Annotated in this window: 16 protein-coding genes and 1 pseudogene; 6 read left to right on the top strand and 11 right to left on the bottom strand. The window is 62.2% G+C overall.

The features are described from left to right. Positions 1 to 64 precede the first annotated feature (64 nt). On the bottom strand, positions 65 to 334 hold the full coding sequence (locus IH404_RS18485; RefSeq protein ID WP_194438716.1) for a hypothetical protein: 270 nt from the start codon (positions 332 to 334) through the stop codon (positions 65 to 67). 769 nt (positions 335 to 1,103) lie between these two features. Then, a complete protein-coding gene (locus IH404_RS18480) occupies positions 1,104 to 2,591 on the bottom strand; it encodes an aldehyde dehydrogenase family protein (RefSeq protein WP_194438714.1) in 1,488 nt (495 codons plus the stop codon). A gap of 236 nt (positions 2,592 to 2,827) precedes the next feature. On the opposite strand from IH404_RS18480, the gene IH404_RS18475 reads away from it, so the two are divergent. Both IH404_RS18475 and IH404_RS18470 read left to right on the top strand, forming a co-directional pair. After that, positions 2,828 to 3,997, top strand: coding sequence for a p-hydroxyphenylacetate 3-hydroxylase oxygenase component (locus IH404_RS18475; RefSeq protein ID WP_194438711.1), 1,170 nt, complete (start codon positions 2,828 to 2,830; stop codon positions 3,995 to 3,997). A gap of 58 nt (positions 3,998 to 4,055) precedes the next feature. Beyond that, positions 4,056 to 4,529 (top strand): annotated as a pseudogene (locus tag IH404_RS18470) (flavin reductase family protein); the annotation flags it as partial. Positions 4,530 to 4,561: 32 nt separating this feature from the next. Here the strand turns inward: IH404_RS18470 and IH404_RS18465 are convergent. Further along, positions 4,562 to 5,884: a hypothetical protein gene (locus IH404_RS18465; protein WP_194438707.1), complete on the bottom strand. Its 1,323-nt coding sequence runs from the start codon at positions 5,882 to 5,884 to the stop codon at positions 4,562 to 4,564. A 217-nt stretch (positions 5,885 to 6,101) separates the two neighbouring features. Between IH404_RS18465 and IH404_RS18460 the strand changes: the two genes are divergently transcribed. From IH404_RS18460 to feaR, 3 genes are all read left to right on the top strand, one after another. After that, positions 6,102 to 7,601 carry an APC family permease gene (locus IH404_RS18460; RefSeq protein ID WP_194438705.1) on the top strand — a complete coding sequence of 500 codons (1,500 nt, stop codon included), beginning with the start codon at positions 6,102 to 6,104 and terminating at the stop codon, positions 7,599 to 7,601. Next, positions 7,546 to 8,130: a DUF3156 family protein gene (locus IH404_RS18455; RefSeq protein ID WP_232289387.1), complete on the top strand. Its 585-nt coding sequence runs from the start codon at positions 7,546 to 7,548 to the stop codon at positions 8,128 to 8,130. Before IH404_RS18460 ends, IH404_RS18455 begins: the two co-directional genes overlap by 56 nt. Before the next feature lie 115 nt (positions 8,131 to 8,245). Next, complete coding sequence (feaR, locus tag IH404_RS18450; protein WP_005789555.1) at positions 8,246 to 9,187, top strand: transcriptional regulator FeaR; 942 nt, start codon at positions 8,246 to 8,248, stop codon at positions 9,185 to 9,187. A gap of 143 nt (positions 9,188 to 9,330) precedes the next feature. Here feaR and IH404_RS18445 read toward each other — a convergent pair whose 3' ends face one another. The 5 genes from IH404_RS18445 to IH404_RS18425 are packed head-to-tail and all read right to left on the bottom strand — an operon-like array spanning position 9,331 to position 13,408. After that, positions 9,331 to 10,083 carry an SDR family oxidoreductase gene (locus tag IH404_RS18445; protein WP_194438703.1) on the bottom strand — a complete coding sequence of 251 codons (753 nt, stop codon included), beginning with the start codon at positions 10,081 to 10,083 and terminating at the stop codon, positions 9,331 to 9,333. Continuing rightward, positions 10,073 to 10,876, bottom strand: a complete 804-nt coding sequence (locus IH404_RS18440) for an SDR family oxidoreductase (protein WP_194438701.1) — start codon at positions 10,874 to 10,876, stop codon at positions 10,073 to 10,075. The genes IH404_RS18445 and IH404_RS18440 overlap by 11 nt, the downstream gene beginning before the upstream one ends. After that, positions 10,869 to 11,690 carry a molybdenum cofactor biosynthesis F family protein gene (locus tag IH404_RS18435; protein ID WP_194438699.1) on the bottom strand — a complete coding sequence of 274 codons (822 nt, stop codon included), beginning with the start codon at positions 11,688 to 11,690 and terminating at the stop codon, positions 10,869 to 10,871. Before IH404_RS18435 ends, IH404_RS18440 begins: the two co-directional genes overlap by 8 nt. 11 nt (positions 11,691 to 11,701) lie before the next feature. Continuing rightward, entirely contained in the window at positions 11,702 to 12,067 is a 366-nt protein-coding gene (locus tag IH404_RS18430; RefSeq protein WP_005789548.1) for a cupin domain-containing protein, read from the bottom strand. Between the two features lie 42 nt (positions 12,068 to 12,109). Then, the gene (locus IH404_RS18425) at positions 12,110 to 13,408 is read right to left on the bottom strand and encodes an FAD-binding oxidoreductase (protein WP_032880375.1); all 1,299 of its coding nucleotides are present in this window, start codon (positions 13,406 to 13,408) and stop codon (positions 12,110 to 12,112) included. Positions 13,409 to 13,614: 206 nt separating this feature from the next. Here IH404_RS18425 and hpaR point away from each other — a divergent pair, with 206 nt between their 5' ends. Beyond that, complete coding sequence (gene hpaR / locus IH404_RS18420) at positions 13,615 to 14,037, top strand: homoprotocatechuate degradation operon regulator HpaR (protein WP_005789546.1); 423 nt, start codon at positions 13,615 to 13,617, stop codon at positions 14,035 to 14,037. Between the two features lie 124 nt (positions 14,038 to 14,161). Here the strand turns inward: hpaR and hpaI are convergent, their stop codons facing one another. From hpaI to IH404_RS18405, 3 genes are read right to left on the bottom strand one after another with little or no spacing between them, the layout of a single operon-like run. Next, a complete protein-coding gene (hpaI, locus tag IH404_RS18415; RefSeq protein ID WP_194438698.1) occupies positions 14,162 to 14,962 on the bottom strand; it encodes a 4-hydroxy-2-oxoheptanedioate aldolase in 801 nt (266 codons plus the stop codon). Between the two features lie 16 nt (positions 14,963 to 14,978). Next, a complete protein-coding gene (gene hpaH / locus IH404_RS18410) occupies positions 14,979 to 15,782 on the bottom strand; it encodes a 2-oxo-hept-4-ene-1,7-dioate hydratase (RefSeq protein WP_032880377.1) in 804 nt (267 codons plus the stop codon). Between the two features lie 11 nt (positions 15,783 to 15,793). Further along, positions 15,794 to 17,098, bottom strand: a complete 1,305-nt coding sequence (locus IH404_RS18405; RefSeq protein ID WP_194438696.1) for an MFS transporter — start codon at positions 17,096 to 17,098, stop codon at positions 15,794 to 15,796. Positions 17,099 to 17,106: the final 8 nt, after the last annotated feature.

Genomic DNA, 17,106 nt, shown 5'->3' with positions numbered 1-17,106 from the left:
GGGGTAGTCGCTAGCCAATGACCTCTACGCTTGACGAGTGGCTCGGGCTATCCGGCGTTGTCAGCTAGCTGGTGTCGCCCGGCACAGGCGTCGTCCGCGCCTCGCTGACCAGCCATGCGCAAAAGTGCTCGGCGCGTGCCGAACACGTCTGCCGTCTTACTACCACATAGGACTGGCCACTACCGATAAAGCAAAAGGGGGCAAGCAATTGAACTTGTTGCAGATCATCCATCACCAGCGGCCAGAGGATCACGCTTATGCCCAATCCAGCCTTCACTGCCTCTATCACATAGTAGAAATGCTCAAGCTCACTGAGCGGTATTGCTGACGCCATGCCCTACTGTTTCGCCCATAGCGCCCAGAGTTGCGGGCGCGTTAGGCTACTGAGCGAAGGCGCGCCAGCGTAGCCAGGGTAGTGGCAGGCTGCTGTTGGAGCAGATGAGGGGCGATTACCAAGCCGATGAGCTTCGCGTTCGCTGTTGGCGGTTGTGCTGCGCAGATGATGGTCGCGACCTCGAACGGGAGTCCGCCGTGAATGGCGATGTAGGTGCTGACCAGATAGTCGAATTGCGACAGTAAGCCAATGATTCCGTTGTAGTGAAGCTGGTACTACGACAATAGCGCATGCCTGCGTCACACAAACCGCAGCAGGCATTGCTCATTGTTGCCGTGGATTACACACCCGATCTGCTGTGGAGAAACAGTTGCCATCGCGTCGGCGGCGGCGCCTCATTTTGGTAAGGATGGCGCTGCTCGTCGGTTGATTCAAAAAACAATTTTTGTACGGTCACTTTGGTACTCAAAGGTGATAATTCCGGCATAGAACCCGTGTGATGCAGGTCACGGCGTTGACAGAGGAGGAAAGTACGGATGCCTCAGCGTCTGGCTATGGAGCAATGGGAACAGCGCATGTCCAATGGCGATGAAAATATTACTGCGCTCGACCAGCTCCATGAGGTTGTCCGGTACGGCTTGCCTCCGATGAGATAGTGTCAGTCAATACATCTGTGACTGACCCACCGTCATCGGGGGCAAGCCCCCCTCCCACATTGGGTCTGACGTACACTCGACACCTATCAAGTCCAAGCTTGCACTGCCCCCAATCAATACCGAATCATCACCGACTTAAGCTCGGTGTAATCCTCAATAAATGCACTGCCAAACTCCCGCCCAACCCCCGAAGACCGGCACCCACCAAACGGCACTGCCGGGTCGAGCAAGGTGTGCATGTTCACCCACAAGGTGCCTGCCTTGATCGCCGGGATCATGCGCAGGGCCTTGCCCAGGTCGTTGGTCCACAGGCTGGCGCTCAACCCGTAGGGCCCGTGGTTCATCAGCGCCAGCAGTTCTTCTTCGTCATCGTAGGGCAGGAAGGTGGCGATAGGGCCGAAGGTTTCCTCATTGAGCAGGGTGTCGTGCAGGTGGTTGGCGAGGATCACCGTGGGTTCGACGTAGCAACCAGGCCGGTCGATAAGGTGGCCGCCGTGGATGATCGTGTTGTTTTCGGCGCGAGCCTGGTTGAAGTAGCCGAGCAGTTTGTGCTGGTGCTGCTGGTGTGTGACCGGGCCGAATTCGGTGTGTTCGTCCAGCGGTGAGCCGATATTCAGGCGGCCGAGGCGCGTCTTGAGTTTTTCCAGCACGGCGTCGATTTGCGAGCGGTGCACGAAAAAGCGTTCGGCCGCCGCGCAGATTTGCCCCGAATGCAAAAAGCCCGCTTCGATGATGCCGTCCACTGCCTTGTCCACGTCCATATCGGGCAGGAAGCCGGCAGCATTCTTGCCACCCAGTTCCAGGGTTGCACGGGTGAGGCCGGCGCCCATGGCGCTGCGGCCGACGGCGATGCCGGTGGGCACTGAGCCGGTGAATGAAACCTTGTGCGTGCCGGGGTGTTCCACCAGCCCTTTGCCGACATGGCCGCCGCCGGTGAGCACATTGAGCACACCCGCCGGCAGCCCGGCGTCGATGGCCAGTTCAGCGATGCGCAGCAGGGTCAGCGGCGTGAATTCGCTGGGCTTGATAATGATGCTGCAGCCGGTCACCAGCGCCGAGGCGAGTTTCCAGATGGCGATCATGGTCGAGAAATTCCACGGCACGATGCCAACCACCACGCCCACCGGCTCGCGCAGGGTAAAGGCGGTGTAGCGCTCGCCATTGAATGAAGGCAGGGATGGGGTCAGGGTCTGGCCGCTGAGCTTGGTGGCCCAGCCAGCGTAGTAGCGCAGGAAGTGCGCGGCCTGGTCGACCTCGAAAGCGCGGGAAATCTGGATGATCTTGCCCGACTGGCAGGTTTCGATCTGCGCCAGTTCTTCACGGTGCTGTTCCAGCAGGTCGGCCAATTTGAGTAGCACGTTGCCGCGTATGGCGGGCGCGGCCTGGGACCATCGCTGGAAACCACGGTTGGCGCAAGCGACCGCGGCGTCGATATCCGCCAGGTCAGCGTCGGCCACTTCGGCGATCACCTGGCCGGTGGCAGGGTTGATGACGTTCAGGGTTTGATCGGCGTGGCTGCGCACGCTGACACCGTCGATAAACAGCCCATGGCGGCGACGCAAAAAGGCTTCGACTTGAGGCAGCAACGGGATATCGCTCATGGCAGGTTCCTGGCAGTTCACAAAAGAAAACCCGAGGGTAACCAACGCACCGATAAGCGGCTTGACTGTGCCTGCCAGGTTTTATGCCTGTGCCTGCCGCGCCTGTGAAAAGTACAAGCTTGCCTGCCGAACGTGCATTTCCCGCCTGCACGGCCCGTTCGATACTGGCCCTGCATCCAGCGCCGTTCCGCAATCCGGAACGCCTGTCGGACTTCCAATAATAAGCAGGGCCGTCCATGAAAAAGCCAAACCCGCTCCTTGAAGACCTCAAACCCCTTTTGCCGGCCATTGCCGCGAATGCCAGCCGTGCCGAGCAACTGCGCCAGGTACCGGATGAAAATATCGCCCTGCTCAAAAGCATCGGTCTGCACCGTGCCTTTCAGCCCAAGGCCTTCGGCGGCCTGGAACTGACGCTGCCCGAATTCGCCGACTGCATCGCCTTGCTCGCCGGCAGTTGCGCCAGTACCGCCTGGGCCATGAGCTTGTTGTGTACTCACAGCCACCAACTGGCGCTGTTCTCGGCCCAGTTGCAGCAGGAAATCTGGGGTGCCAACCCGGATGCCACGGCCAGCAGCAGTATTGCACCGTTCGGTCGGGTGACCGAGGGCGAGGGCGGGGTGTACTTCAGCGGTGAGATGGGCTGGAGCAGCGGCTGTGACCATGGCGAGTGGGCGATTGTCGGCTGCCGTCGCCAGAACGCCGAAGGCACCCAGGATTACTGCTTTGCTGTGTTGCCGCGCAGTGACTATCAGATTCGTGACGACTGGTTTGCGGCCGGCATGAAGGGCAGCGGCACCAAGACCCTGATCATCGACAACGCCTGGGTGCCCGAACACCGTATCCAGAAGGCCAAGGATATGATGGAAGGCAAGTCCGCAGGCTTTGGCCTCTACCCCGACAGCCAGATTTTCTATGCGCCGTATCGGCCCTATTTCGCCAGTGGCTTCTCCACCGTCAGCCTCGGTGTGGCCGAGCGTATGCTTGAGGTGTTTCGCGAAAAAACCAGGACGCGGGTGCGCGCCTACACCGGCGCCGCCGTCGGCGCAGCCACCCCGGCGTTGATGCGCCTGGCCGAGTCCACCCACCAGGTGGCCGCCGCCCGGGCGTTCCTGGAAAAAACCTGGCAGGAACACGCCGAACACAGCGCCGCCCACCGTTACCCCACGCGGGAAACCCTGGCGTTCTGGCGCACCAATCAGGGTTACGCCACCAAGATGTGCATCGACGCGGTAGACCGCCTGTTCGCCGCTGCGGGCGGGAATGCCTGGTTCGAGCACAACGAGATGCAGCGCCTGTTCCGCGATTCCCATATGACAGGCGCCCATGCCTATACCGACTACGACGTGTGCGCGCAGATCCTCGGCCGTGAGCTGATGGGGCTGGAGCCCGACCCGAGCATGGTGTAGCCGCGTCTATCACCCATAACAATAAGGGCGGCCACGAGCGGCCACCCGGGAGTCTTGCATGTCTGACGTTTTCGACCCACGGGCCTTTCGCCGCGCCCTCGGCAACTTCGCCACCGGTGTGACGGTGGTCACTGCCGCCACCGCTTCCGGGCGCAAGGTCGGCGTGACCGCCAACAGTTTCAACTCGGTGTCCCTCGACCCGCCGCTGGTGCTGTGGAGCATCGACAAACGCTCCAATAGCCATGAGGTGTTCGAGGAGGCCAGCCACTTTGCCGTGAATGTGTTGGCGGCCGACCAGGTGCACCTGTCCAACAACTTTGCGCGCCCCCGTGAAGACCGCTTCGCCCTGATCGAATACGAGCCGGGTGAGGGCGGCTCGCCAGTGTTCGCCGATTGCTCGGCGCGCTTTCACTGCGAGAAATACCAGCAGATCGATGGCGGCGACCACTGGATCATGATCGGCAAGGTGGTGGCCTTCGACGACTTTGGCCGTGCGCCGCTGCTCTATCATCAAGGCGCCTATGCCGAGGTGCGGGCGCTGCCTCCGTGCGCGCCCGAGACGGTTCAGAACGGTACGGCCACCACCAGCTGACTGTAGACATTGGTACCGCTGCCGCCGACCTGGTTACCGCCGGTGTCGGCATCTTTGTCGGGTTTGTACAGGCCCAGCAACGGCGTGATGATCAGGTGCTCGTTCACCGCCCATTCGGCGTACAGGTCCAGTTCGCGGCCATCGAGGTTCAACTGGCCGCGAGTGCTGACGGTGTTGTAGTCGAAGAACAATGCGCCGAGGGTGAGGTTCTCCAGCGGCTTGACCTTGAGCGCCACGTGTTGCACCGCTGTGTTGCTGTTGTAGGGGCCGGAATAGTTGCCCGCCACTTCGCCCTGTACCCAGGTGCCATAGCCGCGGTTGAAGCCTGCGAACATGCCGTCCCAGTTTTTTGAATAACGGGCGTAGCGGTAGGTCAGGTCCGGCGACCAGGGCAGGTCGGCGAAGGTGTAGCCGGCTTCGGCGTACCCAGCGTTCTGCTGGCTGTCGCGGCGGTCCTGGCGGGCCAGTTCGAAGGCGAAGTGGGCGTTGTTGATGCCGGCACTGCCGGCACCGCGCAGGCTGTAGAGGTTCATGCCTTTGCGCTGGCGTTGCAGGTCGGTAGCGAAACGCTCATCCACGTCGATCCCGTGTATATAGGTGAGCCCCAGGGTGCCCGGGGCGGCGCTGTATTCCAGGGTGCCCGCAGCCATTTCGGTTCTGGCTTGGGCGCGGTTGTCGGACTTGATCCACATCAGGCTGCCATGCACGCCGTCCTTGCCACCCAGGCGAATCACCGCAGTCTTGTCGAAGGCATGGCGCGCGGCAATGTAGTAGGCGCCGCCGCGATTGAACTCGCCGTCGCCTACGCCATTGCCGAGGTTGGGGCCGTCGTCGTTGATGATGAAGCCGTCGCCCAACAGGATGATCTGGCGGCCAAACGACAGGTCTACGCCATCCTTGCCCAGCGCCGGGAACAGCTCGCCGGAGCGCCAGCCCGCGAAGGCTTCGTCAAACTTGGTGGTGCGCTCCGTGCCGTTGGTCAACCCCGACGCATCGCCGTCGCCCCAGGTGCCGGAACTCACCAGGTTCGCCGTGCCGTATACGCCGCCCAGTTTGCCCAGGCTCTGCTCGACGCTCAGGCCGTACTTGATGAACCCCTCGCGCCAGGTGGAGCCGCCGCTGCGGCCATCGTAGTTCTTCGGGCTGTTGAACAGGCCGTAGACGGCGAGGAAGTTGCCGGTGACCTGGGTGTCGGTATCGGCATACAACTCGATGGCCTGGGCGCGGCCGACCAGCAGTGCAATGCCCAGGCCGACCGCCTGGCGCAGGCGGCGGTTTTTCAGTGTGTGCTCCATTGTTATTGTCCCCATCTTGGTTAAGAGTGAGGGCGCATTAGGGCGAGCGGTCGCAGGTCAAGTCTTTCATATGCGTGCCAGACAGTTGACCCTGGCCGCCAGGCGATACGCCGTGGCAGGCAGCAACAAAACCTTCGGCAGACAGGGGCAAGACGATCGAGCCAGGTGGGGCGCAGAGTGCCGACACACTAAAAAAACCGCTTTCGAGGACCCCACCATGTCGATCAACGACCGACTCACCGCGCACCTCAACCGAGGCACGGTAGGTTTCCCCACCGCGTTGGCCAGCACCATCGGGCTGATCATGGCAAGCCCGGTGATCCTCACCGCCACCATGGGTTTTGGCATTGGCGGCAGCGCCTTTGCCCTGGCGATGCTGATCGCCGTGGTGATGATGCTGGCCCAGGCGACCACCTTCGCCGAGGCCGCGTCGATGCTGCCCACCACCGGTTCGGTGTACGACTACATCAATTGCGGCATGGGCCGGTTCTTCGCGATCACCGGCACCCTGTCGGCGTATCTGATCGTGCATGTGTTCGCCGGCACCGCCGAAACCATCCTCGCCGGGGTCATGGCGCTGGTGAACTTCGAACACCTCAATACCCTGGCAGAATCGGCCGGCGGCTCGTGGTTGCTGGGCGTGGGGTTCGTGCTGGTGTTCGGGGTGCTGAATGCTTTCGGGGTCAGCGCCTTTGGCCGCGCAGAGATTATCCTCACGTTCGGCATGTGGACCACCCTGATGGTGTTCGGTGTGCTGGGCCTGATCGCCGCGCCAGCGGTGCAGTTGGATGGCTGGTTCGGGGAATCACTGGTGGGCACCGACCTGGTCACCGTGCTGTCGCTGGTGGGCATGGCGATGTTCATGTTCGTCGGTTGCGAGTTCGTTACCCCGCTGGCCCCGGACCTGCGCCAATCGGCCAAGGTCATGCCACGGGCGATGATGCTCGGGCTGATGGGCGTGGCGACGTGCATGTTTATCTATGGCGCTGCGATGAAACGCCAGGTAGAAAACGTGGTGCTCGACGCCGCCTCCGGCGTGCACCTGTTGGACACACCCATGGCCATCCCCCGGTTCGCCGAGCAGGTGATGGGGCAGATCGGGCCGCTGTGGCTGGGTATCGGTTTTCTCTTCGCCGGTGCTGCGACCATCAATACCTTGATGGCCGGTGTGCCGCGTATCCTCTACGGCATGGCGGTGGATGGCGCGTTGCCGAAGGTGTTCACCTATCTGCACCCGCGCTTCAAGACGCCGTTGCTGTGCATTCTGGTGGCGATGCTGATCCCGTGCCTGCACGCGCTGTACCTGGGCGGCAATACCGACAACATCATGCACCTGGTGCTGGCGGCGGTGTGCGCGTGGAGTTTTGCTTACCTATTGGTGACGCTGTCGGTGGTGATCCTGCGCATTCGCCGTCCGGACCTGCCCAGGGCCTATCGCTCGCCGTGGTTCCCGCTGCCGCAGATCGTCTCCAGCATCGGCATCCTGCTGGGCATGTGGTTTATCACCCCGCCCGGCATGAACCCGGCCGACATTTATGTGCCGTTTGGGGTGATGCTCGGCGTGACCGCCACCTATGCGTTGTTCTGGACCCTGGTGGTGCAGAAGGTCAACCCCTTCAAGCCAGCCTGCGTCGAGGAGGTGTTGGCCAAGGAATTCAGTCATGAACCGGGGCCTGCCCATGATGGTTATAACGACTTTGCGGCAAAAACTGTGTGAGCTGTTCAGCGCAGACCGTGCACCGAGCGGTTATCGACCTGGGGTGACCCTGGCGCGCTTGCGGCGTGATCTGGGCCTGGCGACGCTTGAAGTGGACGGTGTGAACTTCGAGATTGTCGAGCGCACCGAGTCGCAGTTGTTGATGCACCTGGTGCTGACCGAGTGCGTCCTGCGCGTACCGGCTTCAGCGAGTGGCGCTGGCAGCTTCGAGGTGCACCATGGCGGCGCTATTCGGCGCAACGGTATCCGCGTGCGCCGGCGCTCCGGCAGCCAGGCTCTGGCGTGTGAGCTACAGGCGCGTTTGCTGGCCGACAGCGGGTTGTTCCAGGCGCTGATGCCGCTGGATTTCAAGCGCCTGCGCATTGATCTCAAGGACCGGCAATGGTGTGTGCGCCTGGAACATATGGGCGGGAGTGAGGTGGTCAACCGGATGCCTGCGTTTCGGCGTTACATTGCTGTAAGCCCTGAGCAACGCAACCATTTACTGGCGGCGTTGGCGGGTATCAAGCGGGCGCTGTCGACGCTGTGATTGGCATCATTAGTGCTTCTGCAAAGGGCAAACAGGTTGTTGTTGCGTGCATATAGATAACATGTTAACTATTGCATCAGAACAACAAAAAGAACGCCACTGCGGAGACACCCCCATGAGCATCCCACAGCATGCACCCGACGGGCTCGACAGCTGGAACCGCGAACTGCGCGCCGCGTGTGGCCACTTCGATACCGAACTGGCCTTCAACCGTTCGCTGTTTATTGGCGAGATCCACAATTTGCCCCGTGGCCTGGCCATCCTGCGCACCAATGCCGGGCTGATCAAACGCCCGACGCACCACGCCGATCACGACAATGACCAGGAGTGCTTCCTGGTCAGCCAGCGCAGCGGCTATTCGCAGATCACCCAGAACGAGCAGACCGTGCAACTGGCGCCCGGCGAGATGCTGTTGATGGACTCGGTGGGCTCCATCGAAATCACCCCCTTTGGTTTGATCGAACATGCCTCGCTGTCGTTGCCGCGCACCGAGGTGTGCAAGCACCTGGGCGGCCAGGCGCTGGCGTTCGGCAAGATCTCCTCGACCAAAGCCTGTGGGCGTATGTTGCATGTGTTGATGGATCAGCTGTGCAAGGACGACACTGATGACGACGCCACGCAAGTGGACGCGCTGCAGGCGGCCTTTGTGTCGCTGCTGGGCTCGGCGCTGGAGCAGGGCGATGAGTGCCGCGAGGGCGTTGCTGCGTTGCAGGGCAATAATCTGCGCAGCTATGTGCAAAAGGTCATTGATGAGTCGTTGGGCCAGCCTGGCCTGAGCCCGATTGGCCTGGCCAACCGCCTGAATATCTCGGTGCGGCACCTGTACCGTTTGTTCGAGGAGCAGGACGACAGCGTCTGCCGCTACATCCAGCGCGCACGGCTCAAGCGCAGTGCGGACGACTTGACCAACCCCTTCCTGCGTAGCGAGTCGATCACCTCGATTGCCTACAAGTGGGGCTTTACCGACTCGGCGCACTTCAGCCGTTCGTTCAAGAAGCAGTTCGAGGTGTCGCCCAAGGATTTTCGCTCCAGCCGGTTGCAGGCGGTGGGGGCATAAACAGATCCTTCAGGCTGCAGGAGATCCAATGTGGGAGGGGCGGTGCGACGATTCGACTTGCTCCCGATAGCAGTGTGTCAGCCATTGGATATTTGACTGAACCATCGCTATCGGGAGCAAGCCCCCTCCCACATGGGTCCCCGTTATTCGGGCAGGGTGGAGCCACCATCGACCACCAAGGTCTGCCCGGTGATATAGCCAGCCAGGTCAGAAGCCAGAAACAGCATCGCGCCGGCAATATCCGCAGCCGCGCCCAAACGCCCCAGTGGCACACGGCTGGCGATGCTCTCATTCAGCGCGGCATCGCCCAGGTTGCTCATCGCCGGCGTGGCGATCATGCCCGGTTCCACGCCATTGACCCGCACATTCAACGGCGCCAGTTCCAACGCCGCGTTGCGGATAAACCCATTCACCCCAGCCTTTGACGCCGCATAGTGGCTCAGCCCCGGATAACCCACCCGGTTGCCGGTGACCGAAGACGTCACCAGCACGCAACCCCGGCCTTGCGCGCGAAACGTCGGTAACGCCGCCTGGGTCAGCCAGAACAGCGCCGAAAGGTTTACCGCCAAGGTGCGTTGCAAGATCGCCGAGGTGATGTCGGCAAAGGCTGTCAGCGGGAAATACCCGGCGTTGTGCACCACAATATCCAGTTGCGCCAACCCTTTAACGCAGGCGAATACCGCCTCGGCTTGCGCCAGGTCAACGCCCACGGCCTCGACCTGATAGCCCTGCGCGCACAACCCAGCGGCCACCCTTTCAGCTTGTTCAAGCAGGCGATCAGCAATCACCACCCGCGCACCGCGTTGGGCAAAGGCTTGGACGATGCCCAGGCCAATCCCTTGGGCGCCGCCGGTGACCAGCACGACTTGGCCGCTGAAATCCAGGTCATTGGGCATGGGCAGGCTCCAGGCGCGTAAACGCCAGAGTCGGCACGTCGACGATGCTGGACCCGCCGTCCGCCAACAAGGTCGCCCCGGTAATGATCGATGCGTCGTCGCTGGCCAGGAAGCGGCATACCTTGGCGATCTCTTCGGCCCGGGCGGCGCGGCGCAGCGGCACATCGGCACACACGCGCTCGTACGCCTGCTGCAAGGTGTCGCCGTACGCTTCCATCAACGGCTGCATCTCGGCATCGGCCATCGGCGTGTGCACCCAGCCCGGGCACACCGCGTTCACGCGCACGCCGTGGGGGCCGTAGTCCCGTGCCAGCGAGCGATTGAGCCCGAGCAACGCATGTTTGGCCGTGGTGTAGCCGCACACCTCGGGCCCCGCCGCGAGCGAGGCGATGGAGCCGATCAGCACGACACTGCCGGCGCTTGCCTGCAACAGCGGCAGGCAGGCGCGGGCACTGTAGAACGCGCTGTCCAGATTACTGCGCAGCGCCGCTTCCCACGTAGACGGGCTGGTCTGGGTCGCGCTGCCCAGGCCATGACCGCCGGCACACGCCAGCAGCACATCGATACGCCCGTAGTGGGCGTGAATCTCGCGGATAAAACCATCCCAGGTGTCGGGGCAGGCGGCATCGCCCACCAGGATCAGGCCGCCGCTGGCCTGCGCCACCTGTTCCAGTGGCTCGCGGCGCCGGCCGATCAGTACCAGCCGTGCGCCTTCCTGCGCGTACAGCCGGGCACAAGCGGCGCCGATGCCGGTGCCGGCCCCGGTGATCACCACCGTGCGCGGCTCAGTCACGGGGGTACTCCGTGCGGTTGAGCACCTGGCAATAGGAACTGATCGGGAAGTTCGACAGCGCGTCGAAGGATGCCCCCGCGTAGCCGAAGATTTTGCCGTCGCTGCGGTGTTGTTGCAGGTCGATCAGCACCAGGCCGAGGGTGGGCACGATCTTCTCCTGCCAGACGAACAGGTACAGCTGCTCGGCGATCTTGTAGTAATGGCAGCGGTCGGTGTCGCACAAGCCTTTCTCCACACCCTCAAGGCATTGCCAGGCGTAGAATTGCGGGTTGAGGTAGATGTGCTCGTAGACCTCGCTGGGGCTGTAGCGATACTGGTTGCGCAGGCCCACCAGCTCGTCGGTCGGCGCGTGCAGGCAATGGCCCGCCTGCCACGGCCGGTCGAGGCTGCCGTGGAGGAACTCGGCGTGCACCGAGGTCAGCGGTTTGCCGGCCAGGGCGCGGTGGTAGAGGCCTTCGTGGGTCTCTGCCGGCTCCGGCATACGGCCAATCACCGCGGTAAAGGAGGCCGTTGGCGTGTCCAGCACCAGGCTGATCGACCAGCTTTGCCCGGCCTCATGCTTGATGAAGTCCACCAGGTACAGGCCCGGGCGAATCGAGCTGGCGCGGTAGGCTGCACTGCCGCTGGAGTGACCGTCGGCGGCGTGCCAGGCCAGGCGCTCCTGTTCGAAACGGTGTTCGATCTGCCAGCCATTGGCGAAGTGCAAGGTGAAGGTCTGGCCAGCCAGGTCGGCGAGGTTCGGCAGGATGAACGCTTCGGGTGCAAAACCGTCGGCCAGGGCGCCCACGGTGATCCAGTCAGAAGAAGTGCTCATGGCAAGGCTCCTTAAACGACGGCGAAGTAGTGTTTGACGAAACTCTCGCTGACCACTTCCCACAGCACCGGCGTGCCCTTGGTCACAAACCAGCTGTCACCGGCCTTGTAGCGGTTGGACTGGCCGGTGGACTCATCGGTGAGTATCACCTCGCCGGTGACCACGGTAGCTTGTTCGGCGAAGGGGTAGACCATGCGGAACTTGCCCCGGGTGGTGCCGAAATAGGCGCTGCTGACCGCATCGGTGGGGGCGCCGAAGGTCATCTTGCCGAAGGCGCGCACCTCGCCTTCAAGGATCTGCGAGCCGAGGTCGGCCACGGTGCCCCAGGCATCGAGTTCCGACAGCTGGACGTTATGTTTGATAGCAGTAAGGGTCATGGCAATTGCTCCTGATAAATACAACATTATTTTTTGTAGGGGTTAGCGACGCCCGTTCCAGTAGCCGGACAATTGGTGCCAGGATTTGCCCGCCGTCAGCAGCAGAGGGCGAATTGCGTCCTTGCCGATGATGGTCGGGCGGCGGATCGAGCTGACCAGGTCATAGCGCGCCGAGCCTTCGCTCATGCCTTCGGCCAGGACCTTGCAGATGATGTGGCTGGGCGTGACGCCAAAGCCTGAATAGCCCTGCACGAAAAACGCATTGCTGCGCCCTGGCAAGGTGCCGATCTGCGGGAACAGATTCGGGCTGCACGCCATCGGGCCGCCCCAGGCCAGGTCGATTTTCACGTCCTTGAGGTAGGGGAAAATCTTCAGCATCAGGTGGCGGTTCCAGGCTTTCAGGTCGCCGGGAATATGCTCGACCAAAGGCGTCGCGGCGCCGAACAGCAGGCGGTTTTCATTGGTTACGCGGTAGTAGTCGATCACCGGGCGGATATCGCTGTAGGCGCCACGGATCGGGCTGATGCGCTGGATCAATTCTTCGGACAACGGCTCGGTCATCATCTGGAAAGCGTAGGTGTTGATGGTCGAGCGGTGCAGTTCCGGTTCGAGTTTGTTGAGAAAGCTGTCACAGGCCCACAGCAACTTGCCGGCGCGTACCGAACCGCGCCCGGTGCGCACGGTGATGCGTTCGCCGTAGCTGACCTCCAGGGCCGGGCTGTTCTCAAAGATCTTTACCCCATGGCCGGCCAGCGCGGTGGCCTCGCCCAACAGCAGGTTCAGCGAATGCACATGCCCGCCGCCCATGTGCAGCAGCGCACTGGTGTAGGCGTTGGAACCGATGATCTGCTGCACATCCGAGCCGCCGAGAAAGCGGATTTCATGCTGACTGTTGACCGACTTGAAGTCCTTCTCCCAGGCGCGCAGAGTTTTTTCCTGGCGGGCGTTGAAGCCCATATAGCCGTAGCCGTGGCAGAAATCGGCATCGATGTTGTACTTGGCGATGCGGTTCTTGATGATATCGGCGCCCAGGTCGCTGATCTCGAACACCTGGCGCAGCCCGTCTTCGCCCACGTCCTTCTTGATCTTCTCCAGGTCATGGCCGATGCCCGCCATGATCTGCCCGCCGTTGCGGCCGGTGCCACCAAAGCCCAGGTAGCGCGCTTCAAGCACCACGATATTGGTGATGCCTTTTTCCGCCAGTTCCAGCGCGGTGTTGATCCCTGAAAAGCCGCCACCGATCACCACGACATCCGCGTCGATGTCTTGCTCCAGGGTGGGGAAACTGAGGTTGTATTTCTTGGTGGCGGTGTAATACGTAGGGGTTTCGATGTTGATCATGGCGCAGCCTGAAAAAGTGAAGGAAGGCGCTGAAGCGGATGCCTCCATTAGGGCCCCTGACGGGCTGGAAGTCTTGATCCTGCGTGCCCGGGTTTTTGATTCAGCGCGCCACGGGCGAGGGCACACACAAGTTATAGCGCGCTCGCTGGCGGGGAATGTTAGAGTTTCGTTAAATTATTAACTAAATACTTCGTGACCCTGATCCTATGTCCAAACCTCGACAATCCCTGACCCTGGCCTTGCTGCAAGCCCGCGAAGCCGCGATGAGTTTTTTCCGCCCGTCCCTGAATGAACACGGCCTGACCGAACAGCAATGGCGCATCATCCGCATCCTCGAACAGCACGGTGAGCTGGAGATTTACCAACTGGCGGAACTGGCGTGCATCCTAAAGCCGAGCATGACCGGCGTGCTGGTGCGCATGGAAGCTGCCGGCATGGTGCACCGACGCAAGGCCGAACAGGACCAGCGCCGGGTGCTCATTACTTTGGCGGACAAGGGCAAGGCGAGTTTCGAGTCCATGAGCCAGTGCATGGAGGCCAATTACCAGCGTTTGCAGGATCAGCTTGGCGAAGAGAAATTCCAGACCTTGCTGGGGTTGCTGGATGACTTGAAGAACATCAAGCGCTGAACTAATGACTGAACCACCGCCGGTCAACTGTGGGAGCTGACTTGCCTGCGATAGCGTCGGGTCAGCTGGCTTATTTGTCGCTGATACACCGCTATCGCAGGCAAGCCAGCTCCCACATTGGATCTTAGTAGACACCACCGGTATTGGCAGCCACCGGTACGTCTTTGAACTTCCCGGCCAGGCTTTGCAACCCGCGCATCAACACCGTGGTATCCACCCCCACCGCCACGAACGTTGCGCCCAGTTCGATATAGCGCCGCGCCAGGCGTTCATCCGCACTGAGAATCCCCGCCGCCTTGCCCGCTTGAACGATGCGCACAATGGCGTCTTCAATCGCCGCCTGCACTTCAGGATGCCCGGGGTTACCGCGATGCCCCATGGCCGCACTCAAGTCCGCCGGGCCGATGAACACACCGTCCACCCCTTCGACGGCGGTGATAGCGTCCAGATTGGCCAGGCCCTCGCGGTTTTCAATCTGCACCAGCAGGCACATCTGCGCATCGGCCTGGTCGAGGTAGTCGGTGATGCTGTTCCAGCGCGAAGCACGGGCCAGGGCACTGCCGACGCCGCGAATACCCTGGGGTGGGTAGCGCAGGGCGCGCACCAGTTCTTGGGCCTGGGCAGCGCTTTCGACCATGGGCACCAGCAGCGTCTGCGCGCCGATATCCAGCAGTTGCTTGATCAATGCCGTGTCGCCGACCACGGGGCGAATCAGCGCCTGGCTGGGGTAGGGCGCGATGGCCTGCAATTGCGCAAGCATCCCCTGCAGGTGGTTGGGCGCATGTTCGCCGTCGATCAACAGCCAGTCGAAACCGGCATTGGCGGCCAACTCGGCGCTATAGGCATTGGCGAGGCCAAGCCACAGGCCGATCTGCACCTCGCCGTTGTGCAGGCGTTGTTTGAAGCGGTTGACAGGCATGTCCATGACAATCCTCCAGTGTTCAGACGAAGCGACAGGCGATCGAACCGAGCAGGTCGTAGTCGACGTGGAAGGTATCCCCGGGGCGGGCCGCCACCGGGCGGGTAAACGAGCCGCCGAGAATCACCTGGCCAGGCAGTAAGGTGACGTCATGCGCCGCCAGCTTGTTGGCCAACCACGCCACGCCCTTGGCCGGGTGGTTGAGCACTGCCGCCGAGACGCCGGACTCTTCGATCACGCCATTGCGATACAGCACCGCCGGCACTTTGCGCAGGTCGATCTCGGTGGGGCGCACAGCCCGGCCACCGAGTACCACGCCGGCATTGGCGGCGTTGTCGGAGATGGTGTCGAACACCTTGCGGGTGGCGTTGGTCTGTGGGTCGACCTGCTGGATGCGTGCGTCGATGATTTCCAGCGCCGGGATCACCCATTCGGTCGCGTCGAGCACGTCGAACACCGTGCAGTTCGGGCCCTTGAGCGGCTTGCCAAGGATGAACGCCAGTTCCACTTCCACACGCGGCACGATGAAGCGTTCGAAGGGAATATCACTGCCTTCGTCGAAAAACATGTCATCGAGCAGGGCGCCGTAATCGGGCTCGGTGATGTTCGAAGAAACCTGCATGGCTCGTGAAGTGAGGCCGATCTTGTGGCCCTTGAGCGTGCGCCCGTTCTTGATCTTTTGCGCAACCCATTCGCGCTGGATGGCGTACGCATCCTCGAGGGTGATGCCGGGGTAGTCGAGGGAAAACTGACGTACCTGTTCGCGGCTGCGTTCGGCGCGGTCCAGGTGGGCGGCGGCCGCGAGGATTTGCTGGGAGTCGAGCATGGCAACGGTCTCTAGTGTGGGTTGACGATGGCGGCCTGAGTGCGCAGCACCAGCAGGCCACCGAGGGCGATAAACAGGGCGAGTACGTACAGGGCCAGGCTGGCGCTCTGGGTGGCGTCGCGCATCCAGCCGATCAGGTAGGGCGCGAGGAACGCGGCGATGCTGCCGAACGAGCTGATCATGGCGATGCCTGCGGCTTGAGTGGTGTTGGAAAGAAACGCCGGCGGCAGTTGCCAGAACATCGGCAGCGCCGCGCTGGCGCCCATGCCGGCGACCACCAGGCCGCTCATCACCAGCAGCGCATTGCCGGGCGCCAGGCCCGCGACGGCAATGCCGACAGCGGCCATCAGCAGGGGCACGCATAAATGCCAGCGACGCTCGCGGTGGCGATCGGACGAGCGCCCACAGCCGAGCATGAAGAAGCAACCGGCCAGGTACGGCACGGCGCTGAGCAAGCCGACCTGGCTGTCGCGGCCGATACCGGCGCCGTGGATCAGGCTTGGCATCCAGAAGGCCAGGGTGTTGACCGCCAGCATCACCGCAAAGTACACGGCCACCAGCAGCCACACTTGCGGATCTCGCAGGATGCCGCTGAACGAGGTGATGGTCTTGCGCTGTTCTTCGTTGCTCAACTGGGTGCGCAGTTGCTGTTTTTGTTCGCTGCTCAACCAGTGCACCACTTCGAAACTGTCCGGCAAGCACTTGAGCACCACCAGCCCCAGCAGCACCACGGGCGCACCTTCGATCAGGAACATCCATTGCCAGCCGCGCAGGCTGCCCACGTCGTGGAAGTTCTCCAGGATCGCCCCGGAAATCGGCCCGCCCAACACCCCGGCCATGGGCACTGCGATGGCAAACAAGGCGGTGACCTGGGCGCGTCGCCGCGCCGGGTACCAGCGATTCAGAAACACCAGAATCCCCGGGAAAAACCCGGCCTCGGCCACCCCCAGCAAAAAGCGCAGCAGGTAGAAGCCCCTAGCACTTTCCACCCACAACATGCCGGTGGAGAGCAGGCCCCACACCACCATCAGGCAGGCGATCCAGCGCCGTGGCCCGACCCGGTCCAGGGCCATGTTGCTGGGCACGCCAAACAGCGCGTAGGCAATGAAAAACAGCCCGGCGCCAAAGCCGTACACCGTGTCGCTGAACTGCAGGTCGTGGCTCATCTGCATCTTGGCGAAGCCGATGTTGATACGGTCCAGGTGGGCGAACAGGTAACACACCAGCAACAAGGGCATCAGGCGCCAGGTCACCAAACGATGGGTGCGGTCGTGCTCGGCAAGCCGCAGGCTTGCAGTGGAGTGGGCTGTGCTCATGATGTTGT

Origin of the sequence: Pseudomonas sp. OST1909, assembly GCF_015277575.1 — a bacterium.
Taxonomy (GTDB): Bacteria; Pseudomonadota; Gammaproteobacteria; order Pseudomonadales; family Pseudomonadaceae; genus Aquipseudomonas; species Aquipseudomonas synxantha_A.
Note: the sequence above shows the minus strand (reverse complement) of the source record. Positions and strands in the feature narration are given on the sequence as shown.

Bases quoted from the DNA above. Each gene is read 5' to 3' on its own strand.
- IH404_RS18485 (WP_194438716.1), bottom strand. From the start codon at position 334: ATGGCGTCAGCAATACCGCTCAGTGAGCTTGAGCATTTCTACTATGTG.
- IH404_RS18480 (WP_194438714.1), bottom strand. From the start codon at position 2,591: ATGAGCGATATCCCGTTGCTGCCTCAAGTCGAAGCCTTTTTGCGTCGC.
- IH404_RS18475 (WP_194438711.1), top strand. From the start codon at position 2,828: ATGAAAAAGCCAAACCCGCTCCTTGAAGACCTCAAACCCCTTTTGCCG.
- IH404_RS18465 (WP_194438707.1), bottom strand. From the start codon at position 5,884: ATGGAGCACACACTGAAAAACCGCCGCCTGCGCCAGGCGGTCGGCCTG.
- IH404_RS18460 (WP_194438705.1), top strand. From the start codon at position 6,102: ATGTCGATCAACGACCGACTCACCGCGCACCTCAACCGAGGCACGGTA.
- IH404_RS18455 (WP_232289387.1), top strand. From the start codon at position 7,546: ATGAACCGGGGCCTGCCCATGATGGTTATAACGACTTTGCGGCAAAAA.
- feaR (WP_005789555.1), top strand. From the start codon at position 8,246: ATGAGCATCCCACAGCATGCACCCGACGGGCTCGACAGCTGGAACCGC.
- IH404_RS18445 (WP_194438703.1), bottom strand. From the start codon at position 10,083: ATGCCCAATGACCTGGATTTCAGCGGCCAAGTCGTGCTGGTCACCGGC.
- IH404_RS18435 (WP_194438699.1), bottom strand. From the start codon at position 11,690: ATGAGCACTTCTTCTGACTGGATCACCGTGGGCGCCCTGGCCGACGGT.
- IH404_RS18430 (WP_005789548.1), bottom strand. From the start codon at position 12,067: ATGACCCTTACTGCTATCAAACATAACGTCCAGCTGTCGGAACTCGAT.
- IH404_RS18425 (WP_032880375.1), bottom strand. From the start codon at position 13,408: ATGATCAACATCGAAACCCCTACGTATTACACCGCCACCAAGAAATAC.
- hpaR (WP_005789546.1), top strand. From the start codon at position 13,615: ATGTCCAAACCTCGACAATCCCTGACCCTGGCCTTGCTGCAAGCCCGC.
- hpaI (WP_194438698.1), bottom strand. From the start codon at position 14,962: ATGGACATGCCTGTCAACCGCTTCAAACAACGCCTGCACAACGGCGAG.
- hpaH (WP_032880377.1), bottom strand. From the start codon at position 15,782: ATGCTCGACTCCCAGCAAATCCTCGCGGCCGCCGCCCACCTGGACCGC.
- IH404_RS18405 (WP_194438696.1), bottom strand. From the start codon at position 17,098: ATGAGCACAGCCCACTCCACTGCAAGCCTGCGGCTTGCCGAGCACGAC.